General features: G+C 64.1%; 14 protein-coding genes. 9 read left to right on the top strand and 5 right to left on the bottom strand.

The window, feature by feature from the left end; genetic code table 11:
- The first annotated feature begins 329 nt into the window (after positions 1-329).
- The 3 genes from HDG33_RS31770 to HDG33_RS31760 all read left to right on the top strand — a co-directional run bounded on the left by HDG33_RS31770 (position 330) and on the right by HDG33_RS31760 (position 3,530).
- A complete protein-coding gene (locus HDG33_RS31770) occupies positions 330-1,496 on the top strand; it encodes an FUSC family protein (RefSeq protein ID WP_260330650.1) in 1,167 nt (388 codons plus the stop codon).
- Between the two features lie 138 nt (positions 1,497-1,634).
- Complete coding sequence (locus HDG33_RS31765) at positions 1,635-1,853, top strand: hypothetical protein (RefSeq protein ID WP_184038691.1); 219 nt, start codon at positions 1,635-1,637, stop codon at positions 1,851-1,853.
- Between the two features lie 177 nt (positions 1,854-2,030).
- Positions 2,031-3,530, top strand: a complete 1,500-nt coding sequence (locus tag HDG33_RS31760; protein ID WP_184038717.1) for an acetyl-CoA hydrolase/transferase family protein — start codon at positions 2,031-2,033, stop codon at positions 3,528-3,530.
- 104 nt (positions 3,531-3,634) lie between these two features.
- Here HDG33_RS31760 and HDG33_RS31755 read toward each other — a convergent pair whose 3' ends face one another.
- From HDG33_RS31755 to HDG33_RS31745, 3 genes are all read right to left on the bottom strand, one after another.
- Positions 3,635-3,889, bottom strand: coding sequence for a GlsB/YeaQ/YmgE family stress response membrane protein (locus HDG33_RS31755; RefSeq protein ID WP_018420763.1), 255 nt, complete (start codon positions 3,887-3,889; stop codon positions 3,635-3,637).
- Positions 3,890-4,051: 162 nt separating this feature from the next.
- On the bottom strand, positions 4,052-4,759 hold the full coding sequence (locus HDG33_RS31750; protein ID WP_090806188.1) for an MgtC/SapB family protein: 708 nt from the start codon (positions 4,757-4,759) through the stop codon (positions 4,052-4,054).
- 475 nt (positions 4,760-5,234) lie between these two features.
- Positions 5,235-6,398, bottom strand: coding sequence for a metallophosphoesterase (locus HDG33_RS31745; RefSeq protein WP_184038688.1), 1,164 nt, complete (start codon positions 6,396-6,398; stop codon positions 5,235-5,237).
- A 402-nt stretch (positions 6,399-6,800) separates the two neighbouring features.
- Between HDG33_RS31745 and HDG33_RS31740 the strand changes: the two genes are divergently transcribed.
- A complete protein-coding gene (locus tag HDG33_RS31740; protein WP_184038684.1) occupies positions 6,801-7,148 on the top strand; it encodes a hypothetical protein in 348 nt (115 codons plus the stop codon).
- 58 nt (positions 7,149-7,206) lie between these two features.
- Here HDG33_RS31740 and HDG33_RS31735 read toward each other — a convergent pair whose 3' ends face one another.
- Entirely contained in the window at positions 7,207-7,791 is a 585-nt protein-coding gene (locus HDG33_RS31735; RefSeq protein ID WP_184038680.1) for a malonic semialdehyde reductase, read from the bottom strand.
- 140 nt (positions 7,792-7,931) lie between these two features.
- Here HDG33_RS31735 and HDG33_RS31730 point away from each other — a divergent pair, with 140 nt between their 5' ends.
- The 5 genes from HDG33_RS31730 (at position 7,932) to yjfF (ending at position 13,718) form a co-directional block, all read left to right on the top strand.
- Positions 7,932-8,534: an alpha-ketoglutarate-dependent dioxygenase AlkB gene (locus tag HDG33_RS31730; RefSeq protein WP_184038677.1), complete on the top strand. Its 603-nt coding sequence runs from the start codon at positions 7,932-7,934 to the stop codon at positions 8,532-8,534.
- 181 nt (positions 8,535-8,715) lie between these two features.
- Positions 8,716-9,702, top strand: a complete 987-nt coding sequence (locus HDG33_RS31725; protein ID WP_184038673.1) for an ABC transporter substrate-binding protein — start codon at positions 8,716-8,718, stop codon at positions 9,700-9,702.
- Positions 9,703-9,955: 253 nt separating this feature from the next.
- Positions 9,956-11,590, top strand: coding sequence for a sugar ABC transporter ATP-binding protein (locus HDG33_RS31720; RefSeq protein WP_184038670.1), 1,635 nt, complete (start codon positions 9,956-9,958; stop codon positions 11,588-11,590).
- A complete protein-coding gene (locus HDG33_RS31715; RefSeq protein WP_184038665.1) occupies positions 11,587-12,630 on the top strand; it encodes an ABC transporter permease in 1,044 nt (347 codons plus the stop codon). The genes HDG33_RS31720 and HDG33_RS31715 overlap by 4 nt, the downstream gene beginning before the upstream one ends.
- Positions 12,627-13,718 carry a galactofuranose ABC transporter, permease protein YjfF gene (gene yjfF / locus HDG33_RS31710; protein WP_184038662.1) on the top strand — a complete coding sequence of 364 codons (1,092 nt, stop codon included), beginning with the start codon at positions 12,627-12,629 and terminating at the stop codon, positions 13,716-13,718. Before HDG33_RS31715 ends, yjfF begins: the two co-directional genes overlap by 4 nt.
- Before the next feature lie 91 nt (positions 13,719-13,809).
- On the opposite strand, the gene HDG33_RS37755 is transcribed toward yjfF, so the two are convergent.
- The gene (locus tag HDG33_RS37755; RefSeq protein WP_260330649.1) at positions 13,810-14,265 is read right to left on the bottom strand and encodes a phosphatase PAP2 family protein; all 456 of its coding nucleotides are present in this window, start codon (positions 14,263-14,265) and stop codon (positions 13,810-13,812) included.
- Between the last annotated feature and the right edge of the window lie 293 nt (positions 14,266-14,558).

The raw sequence follows: 14,558 nt of genomic DNA, 5'->3' as shown, positions 1-14,558 counted from the left end.
TGCACGTTCCCGGACTTCAGCAGAAAACTTGTTCGACTTGTTCATGGCTCCATTTTCTCAAGAGTTGGAGCCTCCACCAAATCCGGGGCGGTTCAAGATCATATTTTCCGTCAGTCTCAGAACACTATTGTTGTCCGTTCTGGAACAGATGTTCTGCACCCATCGGCTTAATGTACACATCGCGGACTCCTACAATCGGCGCCTCGCCTGCCGGTGTCGGCCATTTTGTCCGGAGGCTCTCTCAGCGACCACGTAGGGTGCACTGTTTTCAGATGAAACCCGATCATGCGATCGAACCGTCGGCGGATTTCTTCGGTCCGCGCGGCGTCATGCGGCGACGCCTCAGCCGAGCCAAACTCAATCGCGCCGTGCGCGACTGGGCCACCAGCGACGGTCTGACCTGGCTGCATCTGCTGAAGACGGTCACCGCCGGTCTGCTGGCGTTGGGCATCGCGATGCTGCTCGATCTGCCGCAGCCGCGCATTGCGATGACCACTGTCTTTGTGTTGGTGCAACCGTTCAGCGGCATGGTGCTCGCGAAGAGCTTCTACCGGATTCTCGGAACGGCAGTAGGGACCGTGGCCGCGCTCGTGCTCGGCGGGCTGTTCGTTCAGCAGCCCGAACTGTACATGCTCGGCATGATCGTGTGGGTGAGCGCCTGTATTGCTGCGGCGGTCCGGTATCGGCATTTCAGATGGTACGGTTTTGTGCTCGCGGGTTACACCGCCGCGCTGATCGGCATTCCAAACGTGACGACGCCTCAGGGACTGTTCCTCGCCGCACTCACGCGTGCCGCGGAAGTGGCGGTCGGCATCGTGTGTTCGAGCGCGGTCAGCGCGTTGTTGCTGCCCCAGCGCTCGATCCTTGCGCTGCGACGTAACCTTCAGATCAGGCACGCGAATTTTACTGCGTATGCTGTCGACGTGCTCGCACGCGGGCTCGAGCGCAATCAGTTCGAACGGCGTTTCGCGGATTTCGTCGACGAAATCGCTGGCTTCGAAGCAACCCGCACGTTCGTCGCATTCGAAGATCCGGCGATGCGCTCGCGCAGTGCGCATCTGCCGGGTCTGAACCAACGTTTCCAGTCGGGCACGCATGATCTGACTTCGCAACTGCGCGTGCTGTTGACGCACCGTTCACGACGACGGCGCGACGCACTTCGCTGGATGCTCGCGACGATCGAAGTAGGTCACGCCGTCATCGATCTGCGCAACGAAGCCGCACGCGCCGATTATGCCGACATCCTTCAGCCGCGTTGGCGCAGCGTGATCGAACACACGTGCGACGATCTCGCCCGGCTCTTCGAACGCCCAGATCCACGTTCGCTCGAACGTGCACTCGTCGCCGTGCGCTCGGCCACCTGGCTCGCGCAAGACATGCTGCAGGCAGTGCACGCCGAGCGCGACCGGTATCACGATCTGCAACGTATCTTGAGCTGTCTGCACTTCATTCGTAGCGCGTTGCTCGACAAGGACGCGCCCTTCAATCGTCGCTGAGCAATGCTGTGTGGATCTTTCTGCCAGATGGAAAGATCCCTTCCGGGCGGCCCCGTTTATCCGCGTAGGTGGCGGTCATATAGTTTCGTCACTGCTTCGCAGTATTCGTCGCAGTAGTCGTAAGTCCTGGAGAACGAGATGAAAGTGTTGAAGATGGTCCTGATTGCCTGTTCTTTGTCCACCGCTGCCGCCGCCTATGCACAGACGGCGCCGGCCGCGCCGGAGCAGCAGGTTGCGCAAGCGGATGGCCAGCGCGCCGATAGGGTTGCCCCGCGCAAGCATGTGGAAGCGCCGAAAGCGAAAGCTGATGAATGTGTCGGCCCGATGAGCTTCTGCAACATCTACTTCGGCAGCTAAGTCCGGCTGCCTCACGCGCAACACCTGTCGCGGATCCTATCGCGCGACCCAACACCTGCTCGCGACGTCGTCCGATCGAGACGCGGCGGCGGGTGCGGCAACCGTCTATCGAGCGAAGCACACCGCAGACGTGCGCACCAGTAGACGGAGCTGGCGACTATGGAGAGACTCCCTTTCATGTACGAAGACCGAATTCGCTGCGCCGCGCTGCGCGGAAAAATCACCACGGCCGCCGACGCGGCGCTTCTGATTCACGACGGCATGCGGGTTGGCGCAAGCGGCTTCACGCGCGCGGGCGACGCGAAGGCCGTGCCGGTCGCGCTCGCCGAGCGTGCGCGCCGGCTGGGCGAGCCGCTGCGCATCACGTTGATGACGGGCGCCTCGCTCGGTCATGACGTTGACCGCATGCTGACCGAAGCGCACGTGCTCGCGCGCCGTCTGCCGTTTCAGGTAGACAAGACGCTGCGCGACGCCATCAATCGCGGCGAAGTGATGTTCGTCGATCAGCATCTGTCCGAGACCGTCGAGATGCTGCGCGCGAACCAGCTCGGCAAGCTCGATGTCGCGATCATCGAAGCCGCCGCGATCACGGAGAGCGGCGGTATCGTGCCGACGACGTCGGTCGGCAATTCGGCGAGCTTCGCGATTCTCGCAGACAAGGTCATCGTCGAGATCAATCTTGCGCAGCCGCTCGGGCTCGAAGGCTTGCACGACATCTGGATTCCGGGGCGCCGGCCGCATCGCGAGCCGCTGCCGATCGTGCGCGCGCGGGATCGCGTCGGCACACCCGCTATCGAGATTCCGCCCGAGAAAATCGCGGCGCTCGTGATGACGGACATGGCCGACAGCCCGTCCACGGTCTTGCCCGCGGATCGGGAAACCGCGTTGATCGCCGGTCATTTGATCGAATTTTTCCAGCACGAAGTCACGCGTGGCCGCATGCCGAAGCAGTTGCCGCCGCTGCAGGCGGGCATCGGTACGATCGCCAACGCGGTCCTGGCAGGATTCGTCGATTCGCCTTTCGAGGTGTTCGAAATTTATTCGGAAGTCCTTCAGGATTCGACGTTCGATCTGATGGACGCTGGTAAGGTCGCGTTCGCGTCCGGCGCGTCGATCACGTTGTCGGCCGCGCGGCAGGCGCAGGTATTTGGCGATATCGAGCGCTATCGCGACCGGCTCGTGCTGCGTCCGCAGGAAGTCAGCAACCATCCCGAGGTGATTCGGCGGCTCGGTCTGATCGCGCTCAATACCGCGCTCGAATTCGATATCTACGGCAACGTCAATTCGACGCATGTCGGCGGCACGCATATGATGAACGGCATCGGCGGCTCGGGCGACTTTGCGCGCAATGCGTCGTGCGCGGTGTTCGCGAGCAAGTCGACCGCGAAGGACGGCCGCATTTCGAGCATCGTGCCGATGGTGCCGCATTGCGATCACAACGAACACGACGTCGACGTCGTCGTCACCGAGCAGGGTCTCGCCGATCTGCGCGGCCTCGCGCCGCGCGAACGTGCGACGCTGATCATCGAGCATTGCGTACATCCGCGGTATCGCGAGCTGTTGCGCGACTACTACCGCGATGCGTCGCTTTGGGGAGGGCAGACGCCGCATTGCCTCGAACAGGCGTTTGCATGGCATACGCGGCTGCGCGATACAGGGTCGATGCTGCCGGCCTGATTCTGCGGCGGCCACAACCGCGGCGATAAAAGCAGAAGCAACAGGCCATAAAAAAGCGCCAGCGATTCGAACCCGCTGGCGCTTGATGAGGTCGGATGCAGTGCTCAGGACCCTCGTCGCACGAGCCGGATAATAAACAGCAGAATGACCGCGCCGATCAACGCGGTGATGATCGAGCCGATCCAGCCGCCGCCAAGCGAGATATGCAGCACGCCGGCGAGCCACCCGCCGATGAACGCGCCGATGATCCCGACGATGATGTCGACGATCAGGCCGAACCCGCCGCCCCTGACCAGCACACCCGCGAGCCAGCCCGCGATCGCGCCGATGATGATCCATGCGATGATGCCGTGTTCCATATTCGAGACTCCCTGGTTGAGTGTGAACAAATCACGGTGACAGAGCTTAGTCGAAGGTTATGGGACAGTCCACGTTCACGACGCGGAATTAACATTATCTGAATCTGCTGCCAGCTAAGTGTAGACGATGCGCGGGAACAAAGGAGACTTACGCGCCTCGCTTCACTCGGGCGTCGGCTCTGCTTCCCGCGCGGTCCAACTGACGCTGGACACGCTCTTTTCCATGCTCAGGCGGCTCGCCATCTGTTCGAGCTTCGATTGGTCCTTCGGATGCATCGTCAGCGTCGCCGTCACGCGAATGCGCGCCGGTTCGTCCTCGACATCCTCGCTCGTGAGGCTCTGGAACGACAGCGGCGCCGAGTACATCGAGTTGGAAATCGCGGCACGAATGTTGATCTCGTCGGCTTCGCGGCAGACGATCGTCAGCACGTACTCGCGCACGAGGTCGGCGTTTGAAACCGGCGTCGAGTTGATCATCCGGCTCACTTCACGCAGCGCGGTGTTGGCCAGCAGCACGACCGCGGTGCCCGCGAGCGCCGGTCCGTAATGTCCCGCGCCGCTCAACACGCCGACGGCCGCCGAGCACCACAGCGTCGCCGCGGTGTTGATCCCCTGGATTGAGCCTTTGTCGCGCATGATGACGCCGCCGCCAAGAAAGCCGACGCCGGACACCACATAGGCGGCAATCTGCGTGACGCCGCTGACGCCGTTGCCGGTCAGCACGCCGAGCGTGACGAACAGGCACGCGCCGCTCGCCACGAGCGTGATCGTGCGCAGGCCGGCAGTGCGCTGGCGCATCTGTCGTTCGAGGCCAATCGCGACGCCGCAAGCAAAAGCGGTCAGAAGCCGCAGGAAGAATTCGAGTGTCATCGTTCAGAAAGGTTGGGGTGCGTGCTGCCGCAGGGTGAAGCCTAGGCGTGAGAACGTCAGGTCGTCTACCTCGTGCACCTAAGCACATGAGGGTGGAACGAAATACGCACGCACACGCGTGCAGCGGCCGCAAGCGTGCGGCATCGGCATGGCATCGAGCCACGCTGCGCTTCACCGACAGTACGCGAATGACAATGAAATGAGAGCGACGTGCGCCATCGAGCCCGAGGGCAGGACGGCGACAGGGACACCTGACGCGGAACTCCTGCCGCTCAGGCGAGCGGGCAAATCGATACTCGGCTGGTCCAACTGCTACTGTCCAAGATCGTGATTCCGGTTAAAAGAATTGCGCGAATTTTAGAGGGCGGCGCAAAGTTCAGTCAAGCCGCGACCGGCGGAGAGTGCGCATGTGGGTTTGCTACAGCCGTATCGTAGACAGGCCGTAATTAATTGCTCCGGACTGCGAATGTTGAGTTCAATCCGGTTCGCCCGGCACGAGTCTCAAACGCGTGATTTCCGAAGGCGCACCGAGTCGTTTCGGCGGACCCCAATAGCCCGTACCGCGACTCGTATAAACCCAGAGTCCGTTCAGGCGCGCGAGGCCTGCCGTGAACGGCTGTTGCAGGCGCACAAAGAAATTCCACGGAAAGAACTGACCGCCGTGCGTATGACCCGACAACTGCAGCGTAAAGCCGGCCGCCGCGGCCGCTTCGGCCGAACGCGGCTGATGCGCGAGCAGCACCCTGATCAGCACGTCGCCCGGCGCGCCGGCGAGCGCCGCGACCGGGTCGCTGCGATGCGCGGGGTCGTGATGACCCGCCGAGTAATCGGTGACGCCGGCGATGACGGCGCGCGCGCCGTCATGGTCGACGATCACGTGTTCGTTCAGCAGCACCCGCAAGCCGAGCCGGCGGAATTCGGCGATCCACGAGTTCGCTCCGGAGTAGTACTCGTGATTGCCGGTCACGAGAAACGCACCGTGCCGCGCGGCGAGCCGCGACAGCGGCTGCGTATGCCGGCTCAGCTGCGGCACGCTGCCGTCGACGACGTCGCCCGTCACCGCGATCAGATCCGGCTTGAGCCGGTTCACCGCGTCGACGATCGCATCGACATAGCGGCCCTTGATCGTCGGGCCGACGTGGATGTCACTGATCTGCACGATCGTGAAGCCGTCGAGCGCGGCAGGCAGATCGTCGATCGGCACGTCGATCGTGACGACGCGCGCGCGACGGCGCGCGTTGAACAGGCCGATCAGCGTCGACAGCAGCGCGAGCAGCGGCACCGCCGCCGCCGAGCCGGTGCGCCAATGCGCGATCGTGAGCGTGTTCGGCCAGATCGCGTCGATCGTCAGCAGCGACGCCAGCACGAGGTCGCGCGCGAACGTCAGTACCAGCAGCGACGAGAAGAAGCCCATCGCGAGCAGGCCCACCCACGCGAGACGGTCGCCGAGCGGCTGGCGCTTGAAGCCGCGCGCCATCATGCCGACCGGGATCAGGTAGATCGACAGCACGAGCCACAGCACGCACAGCCCGCGGCCGGCCGCGTCGATCGGCATGTCGGGAATCAGGCGCAAGCCGACGTAGATATGCAGCAGGATGCCAATCAGGATGATGCGGACAAGAAACGATGAACGTCGCATAAAGAAGAGGATCAGGGCGGGAAGGAGGCCAAAGGGCCGGCATCAGCGACAGCGCGGCGGCGATCGGTTGACGAACGCGGCGAATCATTCTACCGACATGTTCGGTCCCTTGCCGTAGCCGCAAAATTCGTGCTCCCGCACCGCACGACACGCCGGCCCCGAAGCCGCCGGGACGCGCCACGAAAGGTGTTCGCCGGGGCAGGCGCATTCCGTGCTCAGCACCTACTTACAGGGCCGCGCGCCACGCATTCAATGCCTATGCAAGCGAATTAAATGGGCTTTGAATCGTATTCATGCGTGGAGTATGCTTGAAACAAGCCAGCTTGTTGCCGGGGCAGCGTAGGGCGCTTCGGCCATGACTGGTTCTGTCGCCGGGAAAGATCGGGCGGGGGGAGGCACACCATGAAGCTGCTCAAATCGGGCCACCTGTGGCATCACGCGCACGACGAGCATCATGTTCATCATGAGCATCATGTCGGGCGCGAGGGCAGCCACGTGATGCTGCCGCTCGTCGGCATCTCGCTGATGGCGATTGCGCTTTACGTCGGCGTACGCAACATCGATTTCTCCGAACTCGGCAAAAGCGCGCTGTTCGACGTCGTGATGGTGTGCGTCGCGCTTGGCATCGCGGGCCTGTTCGGTGCGGTCGGCGCGTGGCTGCGCTCGAATGGCGACGAAGCCGAAGAGGGCTTCTGCTTCATCGGCGCGCTGATCGGCACGGTGGTCTTTTATGTCGCGGTGCTGACCTGACGCGATCCGATCCAGCGCGTGGCGCGCACCCGCAGCGCCATCCATCATCAACGCCCCGTCACACTATGCGCGCCGCTTCGTCGAACGAAAAACGCGGGCTGCGCGCAAACAGCTTTGACGGATCGCCGTGGCCAAGATTGATCAGGAAGTTCGACTTCACCGTCGTGCCCGCAAAAAACGCTTCGTCGACCTTGGCCTGATCGAAGCCCGACATCGGCCCAGTGTCGAGACCGAGCGCACGCGCCGCGAGAATCAGATACCCGCCTTGCAGCGTCGAATTGCGAAACGCCGTGTCCGCGATCAACCGCTCGTTGCCGACGAACCAGCTGCGCGCGTCCGCATGGGGAAACAGTTTCGGCAGATACTCATAGAAGGCCATGTCCATGGCGACGATCACCGTGACGGGCGCGGCCATCGTTTTCTCGAGATTGCCAGCCGACAACGCCGGGCGCAGTTTCTCCTTGCCCTCCGGCGTCCTGACGAACACGAAGCGGCCCGGACTCGAATTGGCCGAGGTCGGGCCGAGCAGTACGAGCTCCATCAGCTCGCGCAGCGCGGCGTCGTCGATCGGCTTGTTCTGCCAGCCATTGTGCGTACGCGCGTCGCGAAAGAGCTGCGCGAGCGCCTGATCCGAAAGTGTCATGGAAGTGGTCCGTGCGAAAGAACAGAGGGAACGCGGAGAGCCGCGTCGAATGAAAGAGCAACGCGCGTGAATCAGCGGGTGAGCCGGTGTCGCCATAATAGTCAGGGTTTTGACTTGTCCGCTTGCATCCAGACATTCCGATGAGCACCGATTTATTCAACGACCTGCCGACGCCCGACGTCGACTGGTATCCCGACTGGCTCGCAGCGGCCGACGCCGAACGCCTGCTGGCCCGACTGATCGACGAAGTGCAATGGCGCCAGGACATGATGGGCACGCCCGCCGGCCGTGTTGCACTGCCGCGTCTGACCGCCTGGCAGGGCGAGCCGGACGCGGTGTACGTGTACTCGGGCATCCGCAACGTGCCGCAAACATGGACGCCCGCCGTCGCCGAACTGAAGGCGGCCGTCGAGGCGACCAGCGGCGCGCGTTTTAACAGCGTGCTGCTGAATCGCTACCGCAGTGGCGCCGACAGCATGGGCTGGCACGCGGACCGCGAGCCCGAACTCGGCAAGCAACCGGTGATCGCGTCGGTGAGCCTCGGCGTCGCGCGCAGGTTCGATCTGCAGCACAACCGCAGCGGCGTCGTGCAATCGTTCTCGCTGAAGGGCGGCAGCCTGCTCGTGATGAAAGGCGACACCCAGGCGCAGTGGCGTCATCGGGTGCCGAAGGAGCCGCGCGTGAGCGGCGAGCGCATCAATCTGACGTTTCGCTGGGTCACTCCGAGAATGACGCCGACCTGAGGCAGCGAGCGGCGATGCTCTGACCGGCGCGCTATACCGAAATTGATATCGAGGGCGCGAATCATGTGATTGGACGGTTAACGCGTCGCACAGTACGCTACATGACGATCCATGCGCCGTGAGGGCCACGAGGGCCGGGCAGACCGCTGGGTCGTCTACACAACAACGATTGGAGACTGTCATGGCGAATACACGACGTGCCGCGTGTCGCGCTCTGGGCGCGCTCGCGCTTTGCGCGAGTCTCGGAGCGCTGACGCTGGCCACGCCCGGCGCGCATGCCGAGGACAAGAAAATTACGCTCGGTTTTGCGCAGGTCGGTGCGGAAAGCGCATGGCGCACCGCGAATACCGAATCGGTGAAGTCGGCGGCGACGGAGGCCGGCATCAACCTCAAATTCTCCGACGCGCAGCAGAAGCAGGAAAACCAGATCAAGGCGATCCGCTCGTATATCGCGCAGAAGGTCGACGTGATCGCGTTCTCGCCGGTCGTCGAATCGGGCTGGGAACCGGTGCTGCTCGAAGCCAGGGCCGCGAAAATTCCGGTGATCCTGACCGACCGCAACATCGACGTGAAGGACACGTCGCTGTACGTGACGATGATCGGCTCGGACTTCCTCGAAGAAGGACGGCGCGGCGGCCACTGGCTCGCGGATCACTACAAGGACGATAAAGGTCCGGTCAACATCGCCGAGCTGCAAGGCACGGTCGGCTCCGCGCCGGCCAACGACCGCCACGCGGGTCTGATCGAAGTGATCAAGAGCGATCCGAAGTTCAAGATCATCGCGTCGCAAAGCGGCGACTTCACGCTCGCCGGCGGCAAGCAGGTGATGGAAGCGTTCATCAAGACCTACGGCAACAAGATCAACGTCGTCTATGCTCATAACGACGACATGGCGCTCGGCGCGATCCAGGCGATGGAAGAAGCCGGCATGCATCCGGGCAAGGACGTCGTCGTAGTTTCGTTCGACGCAACCAAGGGCGGCTTCCAGGCGATGGCCGCCGGCAAGATGAACGTCGACGTCGAGTGCAGCCCGCTGCTCGGACCGCAGCTGATGTCGGCGGTGAAAGACGTGGTGGCTGGCAAACCGCTGCCGAAGCGCATCCTGACTCAGGAGACTGTCTTCCCGATGAGCGTGGCCGCGCAAACTCTGCCGTCGCGTAAGTACTGACGCGGCGCGCAACGTCGCCGCGGCAGCGCTCGCGCGAGCCCCGCGGCGTGTGCGGTGTTCAGGCGCCGGGGCCAACGGGCTCACGGCGCGAAGGAGATGCGCAGTACGGACGCATCGAACAGGTTTCTCCAGTGGTGCCTGACCGCCCGGGCTGCTTTCTTCTGCAGCGGGCGGTCTCTTTTCAGGAGCATGCGCCCGCGGGAGCATGCCGCTGGGGCCTGCCGAACCATGCATAGCCGATCGAGCGAGGTCCATGACCCATTCCGCTACCGAACCGAATCAGCCGGACCAGCCGCGGCGCGGCACGGCGCCGGGCGCGCCAGGCCAACAGAATGACATGAGCGCGCGCGAACCGATTCTGGCGACCTCCGGCGTCAGCAAGACATTTCCGGGCGTCAAGGCGTTGCAACACGTCGACTTCCGCCTGTTTCCCGGCGAGGTCCATACGCTGATGGGCCAGAACGGCGCCGGCAAATCCACGTTGATCAACGTGCTCACCGGCGTGCTCGCACCCGATGCCGGCACGATCCGCCTCGGCGGCGAGGTGGTCGCGTTCGCGTCGCCGCAGGAAGCCGAGGCGGCCGGCGTGCGCACGCTGTACCAGGAAGTGAACCTGTGCCCGAATCTGTCGGTGGCGGAGAACATCTTCGCGGGCCGGCAGCCGCGCCGCTTCGGCGCGATCGACTGGCCCGACATCAAGCGGCGCGCGCAGGAAGCGCTCGCGCGCCTCGACGTGTCGCTCGACGTCACGCGCTCGCTCGACGCCTATCCGATCGCCGTGCAGCAGATGGTCGCGATCGCCCGAGCGTTGTCCGTCGATGCGCGCGTGCTGATTCTCGACGAACCGACTTCGAGCCTCGACGACAGCGAAGTCGCGCAGCTATTCAAAATACTTCGACATCTTAAGCGATCGGGCATTGCGATCCTGTTCGTCACGCATTTCATCGAGCAGACTTATGCGATCTCCGATCGCATCACGGTGATGCGCAACGGCGAGCGCGAAGGCGAATATCTCGCGCGCGATCTGTCCGCGGATCAGCTGGTCGCGAAGATGGTCGGCCACGAGCGCATGAGCGCGCGTCTGCGCGAAGCGGCGCACGAAGGACAGGCCGCCGACGATCAGGAGGTCGCGCAAGACCACACGGAAGCAACGGCCACGCAGCCGTTCATCGAGCTGCGCGGCGTCGGCCGTCGCGGCACCTTGCAGCCGATCGATCTCGAGATGCAGGCCGGCAAGATTCTCGGCCTCGCGGGTCTGCTCGGCTCGGGCCGCACCGAAACCGCGCGGCTTCTGTTCGGCGCGGATCGCGCGGACAGCGGCACGATCCTCGTCGAAGGGCGCGCCGTGCGGCTGCGCACGCCACACGACGCGGTGCGCCACGGCATCGGCTATTGCGCGGAAGACCGCAAGAAGGAAGGCATCGTCGCCGAACTGTCGATCCGCGAAAACATCATGCTCGCGTTGCAGGCGCGGCGCGGCTGGTGGCGCAAGATCAGCCGGCAACGCGCGCGCGAGCTGGCCGATATGTGGATCGAGCGGCTCGGCATCAAGGCGTCCGACGTCGAGCAGCCGATCGCGCTGCTGTCCGGCGGCAACCAGCAGAAGGCGCTGCTCGCGCGCTGGCTGGCAACCGATCCCAAACTGCTGATCCTCGACGAGCCGACCCGCGGCATCGACGTCGCCGCGAAATTCGACATCATGGACCGGCTGCTCGCGCTGTGCGCGAACGGCCTGTCCATCCTGTTCATCTCGTCGGAGATCAGCGAGGTGCTGCGCGTGAGCCATCGCGTCGCGGTGCTGCGCGATCGCCGCAAGATCGCCGAGGTGGCCGCTAAGGCATCGAACGAGGACGACATCTACCGACTCATCGCAGGGAGCGGCGAATGAAGCTATCCAACTGGTTCGCGCGCGACGGGGTGGAGCGTCCGCTGCTGTGGCCGTGCGTGACGCTCGTGTTGCTGGGCGGACTGAACCTGCTGGCCAATCCGCATTTTCTCGCGCTGCGCACGCTCGACGGCCACCTGTTCGGCGCGCCGATCGACATCCTGAATCGCGCGGCGCCGCTCGTGCTGGTCGCGATCGGCATGACGCTCGTGATTGCGACACGCGGCATCGATATTTCGGTCGGCGCGGTGGTCGCGATCGCGGGCGCCGCGGCCGCGACGATACTCGCGCCCCAGGCCGTGCCGAGCGGTGCGCTGATCGCGCAGGCGCTGCTGGCCGCGCTCGTCGTCGGCATCTTGAGCGGCATGTGGAACGGGCTGCTCGTCGCGTTCGTCGGCATGCAGCCGATCATCGCGACGCTGATTCTGATGGTCGCGGGCCGTGGCATCGCGCAACTGCTGACCGCCGGGCAGATCATCCCGATCGGCGCGCCCGGCTATCTGTTCGTCGGTGGCGGCTACTGGCTCGGCGTGCCGTGCTCGGTATGGATCGCGACCGTAGCCGTGCTGGCGACCGCCGCCCTGGTGGAGGGCACGGCGCTCGGCCTGTTCATTCGCGCGATCGGCGTGAACCCGGTTGCGACACGGCTCGTCGGCTTGCGCTCGAAGGCGATCGTATTCGCGGTGTACGGTTTCTCGGGCTTGACCGCGGCGCTGGCCGGCATCCTGATCAGCTCGAACGTGCGTAGCGCGGACGGCAACAACGCGGGCTTGCTGCTCGAACTCGACGCGATTCTCGCCGTGACGCTCGGCGGCACGTCGCTGCTCGGCGGCCGCTTCAGTTTCGCGGGCACGGTTCTCGGCGCGCTGATCATCCAGACGCTCACCTACACCACGTATTCGATCGGCGTGCCGCCGGAAGCGACGCTCGTCGTGAAGGCGGCCGTCGTGCTCGCGGTCAGCGTGATCCAGTCGCCGGTGGCACGCGCGCTAGCGGTGTCGTTCGGCGCCTCGCTCGTCAAATCGCGCGGGGTGGCACGATGACGCGCGTTCTCGAAGCACTCGCCCGCCTGGTCGATCCGCGCACGCTGCCGATCGCGGTGACGGTCCTGCTGTTCTGCGCGCTGTTCGGCTTTGGTTCGGTGATGTACACCGGTTTCTTCGCGTGGCAGGTGTTGCTCGATCTGCTCGTCGACAACGCGTTCCTGCTGATCGTCGCGATCGGCATGACGTTCGTGATCGTGTCGGGCGGCATCGATCTGTCGGTGGGCTCGATCGTGGCGCTGACGACGATCGTCGAAGCCGTGCTGTCCGAGCACATGCATGTGTCGGTGTGGCTCATCATTCCGATCGTGCTGTTGATGGGCACGGTGTTCGGCGCGGTGCAGGGCGCGCTGATTCACTACTTCCGCCTGCAGGCGTTCATCGTGACGCTGGCGGGGATGTTCTTCGCGCGTGGCCTGTGCTTTCTGATCACGACGCAGTCGATCACGATCACCGATCCGACGTTCAAGGCGATCTCCGCGTTTCGTCTCAGTGTCGGCGTCGGTTCGGTATCGGCGAACGTGCTGATCGCGGCCGTGACGCTCGCGGCCGCGATCTATGTTGCCCATTTCACGCGCTTCGGACGCAACGTGTATGCGGTCGGCGGCAATCCGCGCTCGGCGCTGCTGATGGGCCTGCCGGTCGCGCGCACGCGGGTCGGCGTGTATGCGCTGAGTGGCTTCTGTTCGGCGCTCGGCGGCGCGGTGTTCACGTTCTACGTGCTGTCGGGCTATGGGCTGCAAGGGCAGGGCATGGAACTCGATGCGATTGCGGCCACGGTGATCGGCGGCACGCTGCTGACGGGCGGCGTCGGTTATGTGGTCGGCTCGCTGTTCGGCGTCGGCATTCTGGGCACGATCCAGACGCTGATTACGTTCGACGGCACGCTCAGTTCGTGGTGGACGCGGATCGTGATCGGCGCGCTGCTGTGCGCGTTCTGTTTGCTGCAGCGATTGATCGAGCGGCACGCGAAGTCGGTGCGTCGGCCCGGCGGCACCAATGCGGTCACGACGACGGGGCACGGGCGTGACGAGACGTCGACGACGGCGTCGTCGGATTCGCAGGTGTTGGGGCGGGCGCCGGGCTAGCGCGGTCTTCCAGTCGCTTCGAACCACGGCGGCGCGGCGCAAGCCGCGCCGCGTTCACGTTAGTCCGCGCGGCCGCTTCCGAGCGTCCAGTTCATGCCGTTCGCACCGGCATGGACCGCGAACTCGGCGCATTCGCGGATTGGCGCGTCGCCAGCAGGTGCATGCAGCGCTTGAGCGCTGCAATCGTCAGCGCACTGAGCAGCAGACCCGCAAACACATCGGCGAGATAGTGACCGCCTTGCGTCGGCGTCGACAGGATCATCGTCACGTTGAGAGGAATCGCAAACAGCAAAGCCGTGGCATGCGACGCAGCGCATAGATAAAGACAATAGCGAGCGTCGTGTGAAATGAAGGCATCGACACCACGCCTTGCGCCGGCTTGCGCGAGATTGGCGACGCCGTCGCCGGGCACGGTGTAGCCTTTGCCGGCGAACCAGAGGCAGTCGAGCGCCGTGACAAGGGCCACGACGGCCCAGCCGCTCAGGTATCGGATCAGGTAACGCCCACTACTCCGCTGTTCCCCGTGTTCGTGTTCGTGGCTCGACATTGTGCTCGTCCATTTTTTTGTTGGCGCTGTCTGGTGAAGGATAAGCACAGGTAATGCCTATCGTCTGACGGCCTTGTCGCGACTGGGTCGACGGGGCCGACAGGCGGTGATCGACCGGCATGGCGGTCCGGAACGTGGCAGCGTTGAGACGTGTGTTTTCCCGTCGCTACGCGGGTGCGCAGCGTCGTTGCCGATGAGCACGTTTCCGTTTGCGTGACCTATTATCAGAAAGAGTTGTGAACAGTACGACTGCGGTTGCGATGCAATCCGCGAATCGTGCAACTGAATGCAGA

Source organism: Paraburkholderia sp. Cpub6, assembly GCF_014201065.1.
GTDB lineage: Bacteria > Pseudomonadota > Gammaproteobacteria > Burkholderiales > Burkholderiaceae > Paraburkholderia > Paraburkholderia tuberum.
Note: the sequence above shows the minus strand (reverse complement) of the source record. Positions and strands in the feature narration are given on the sequence as shown.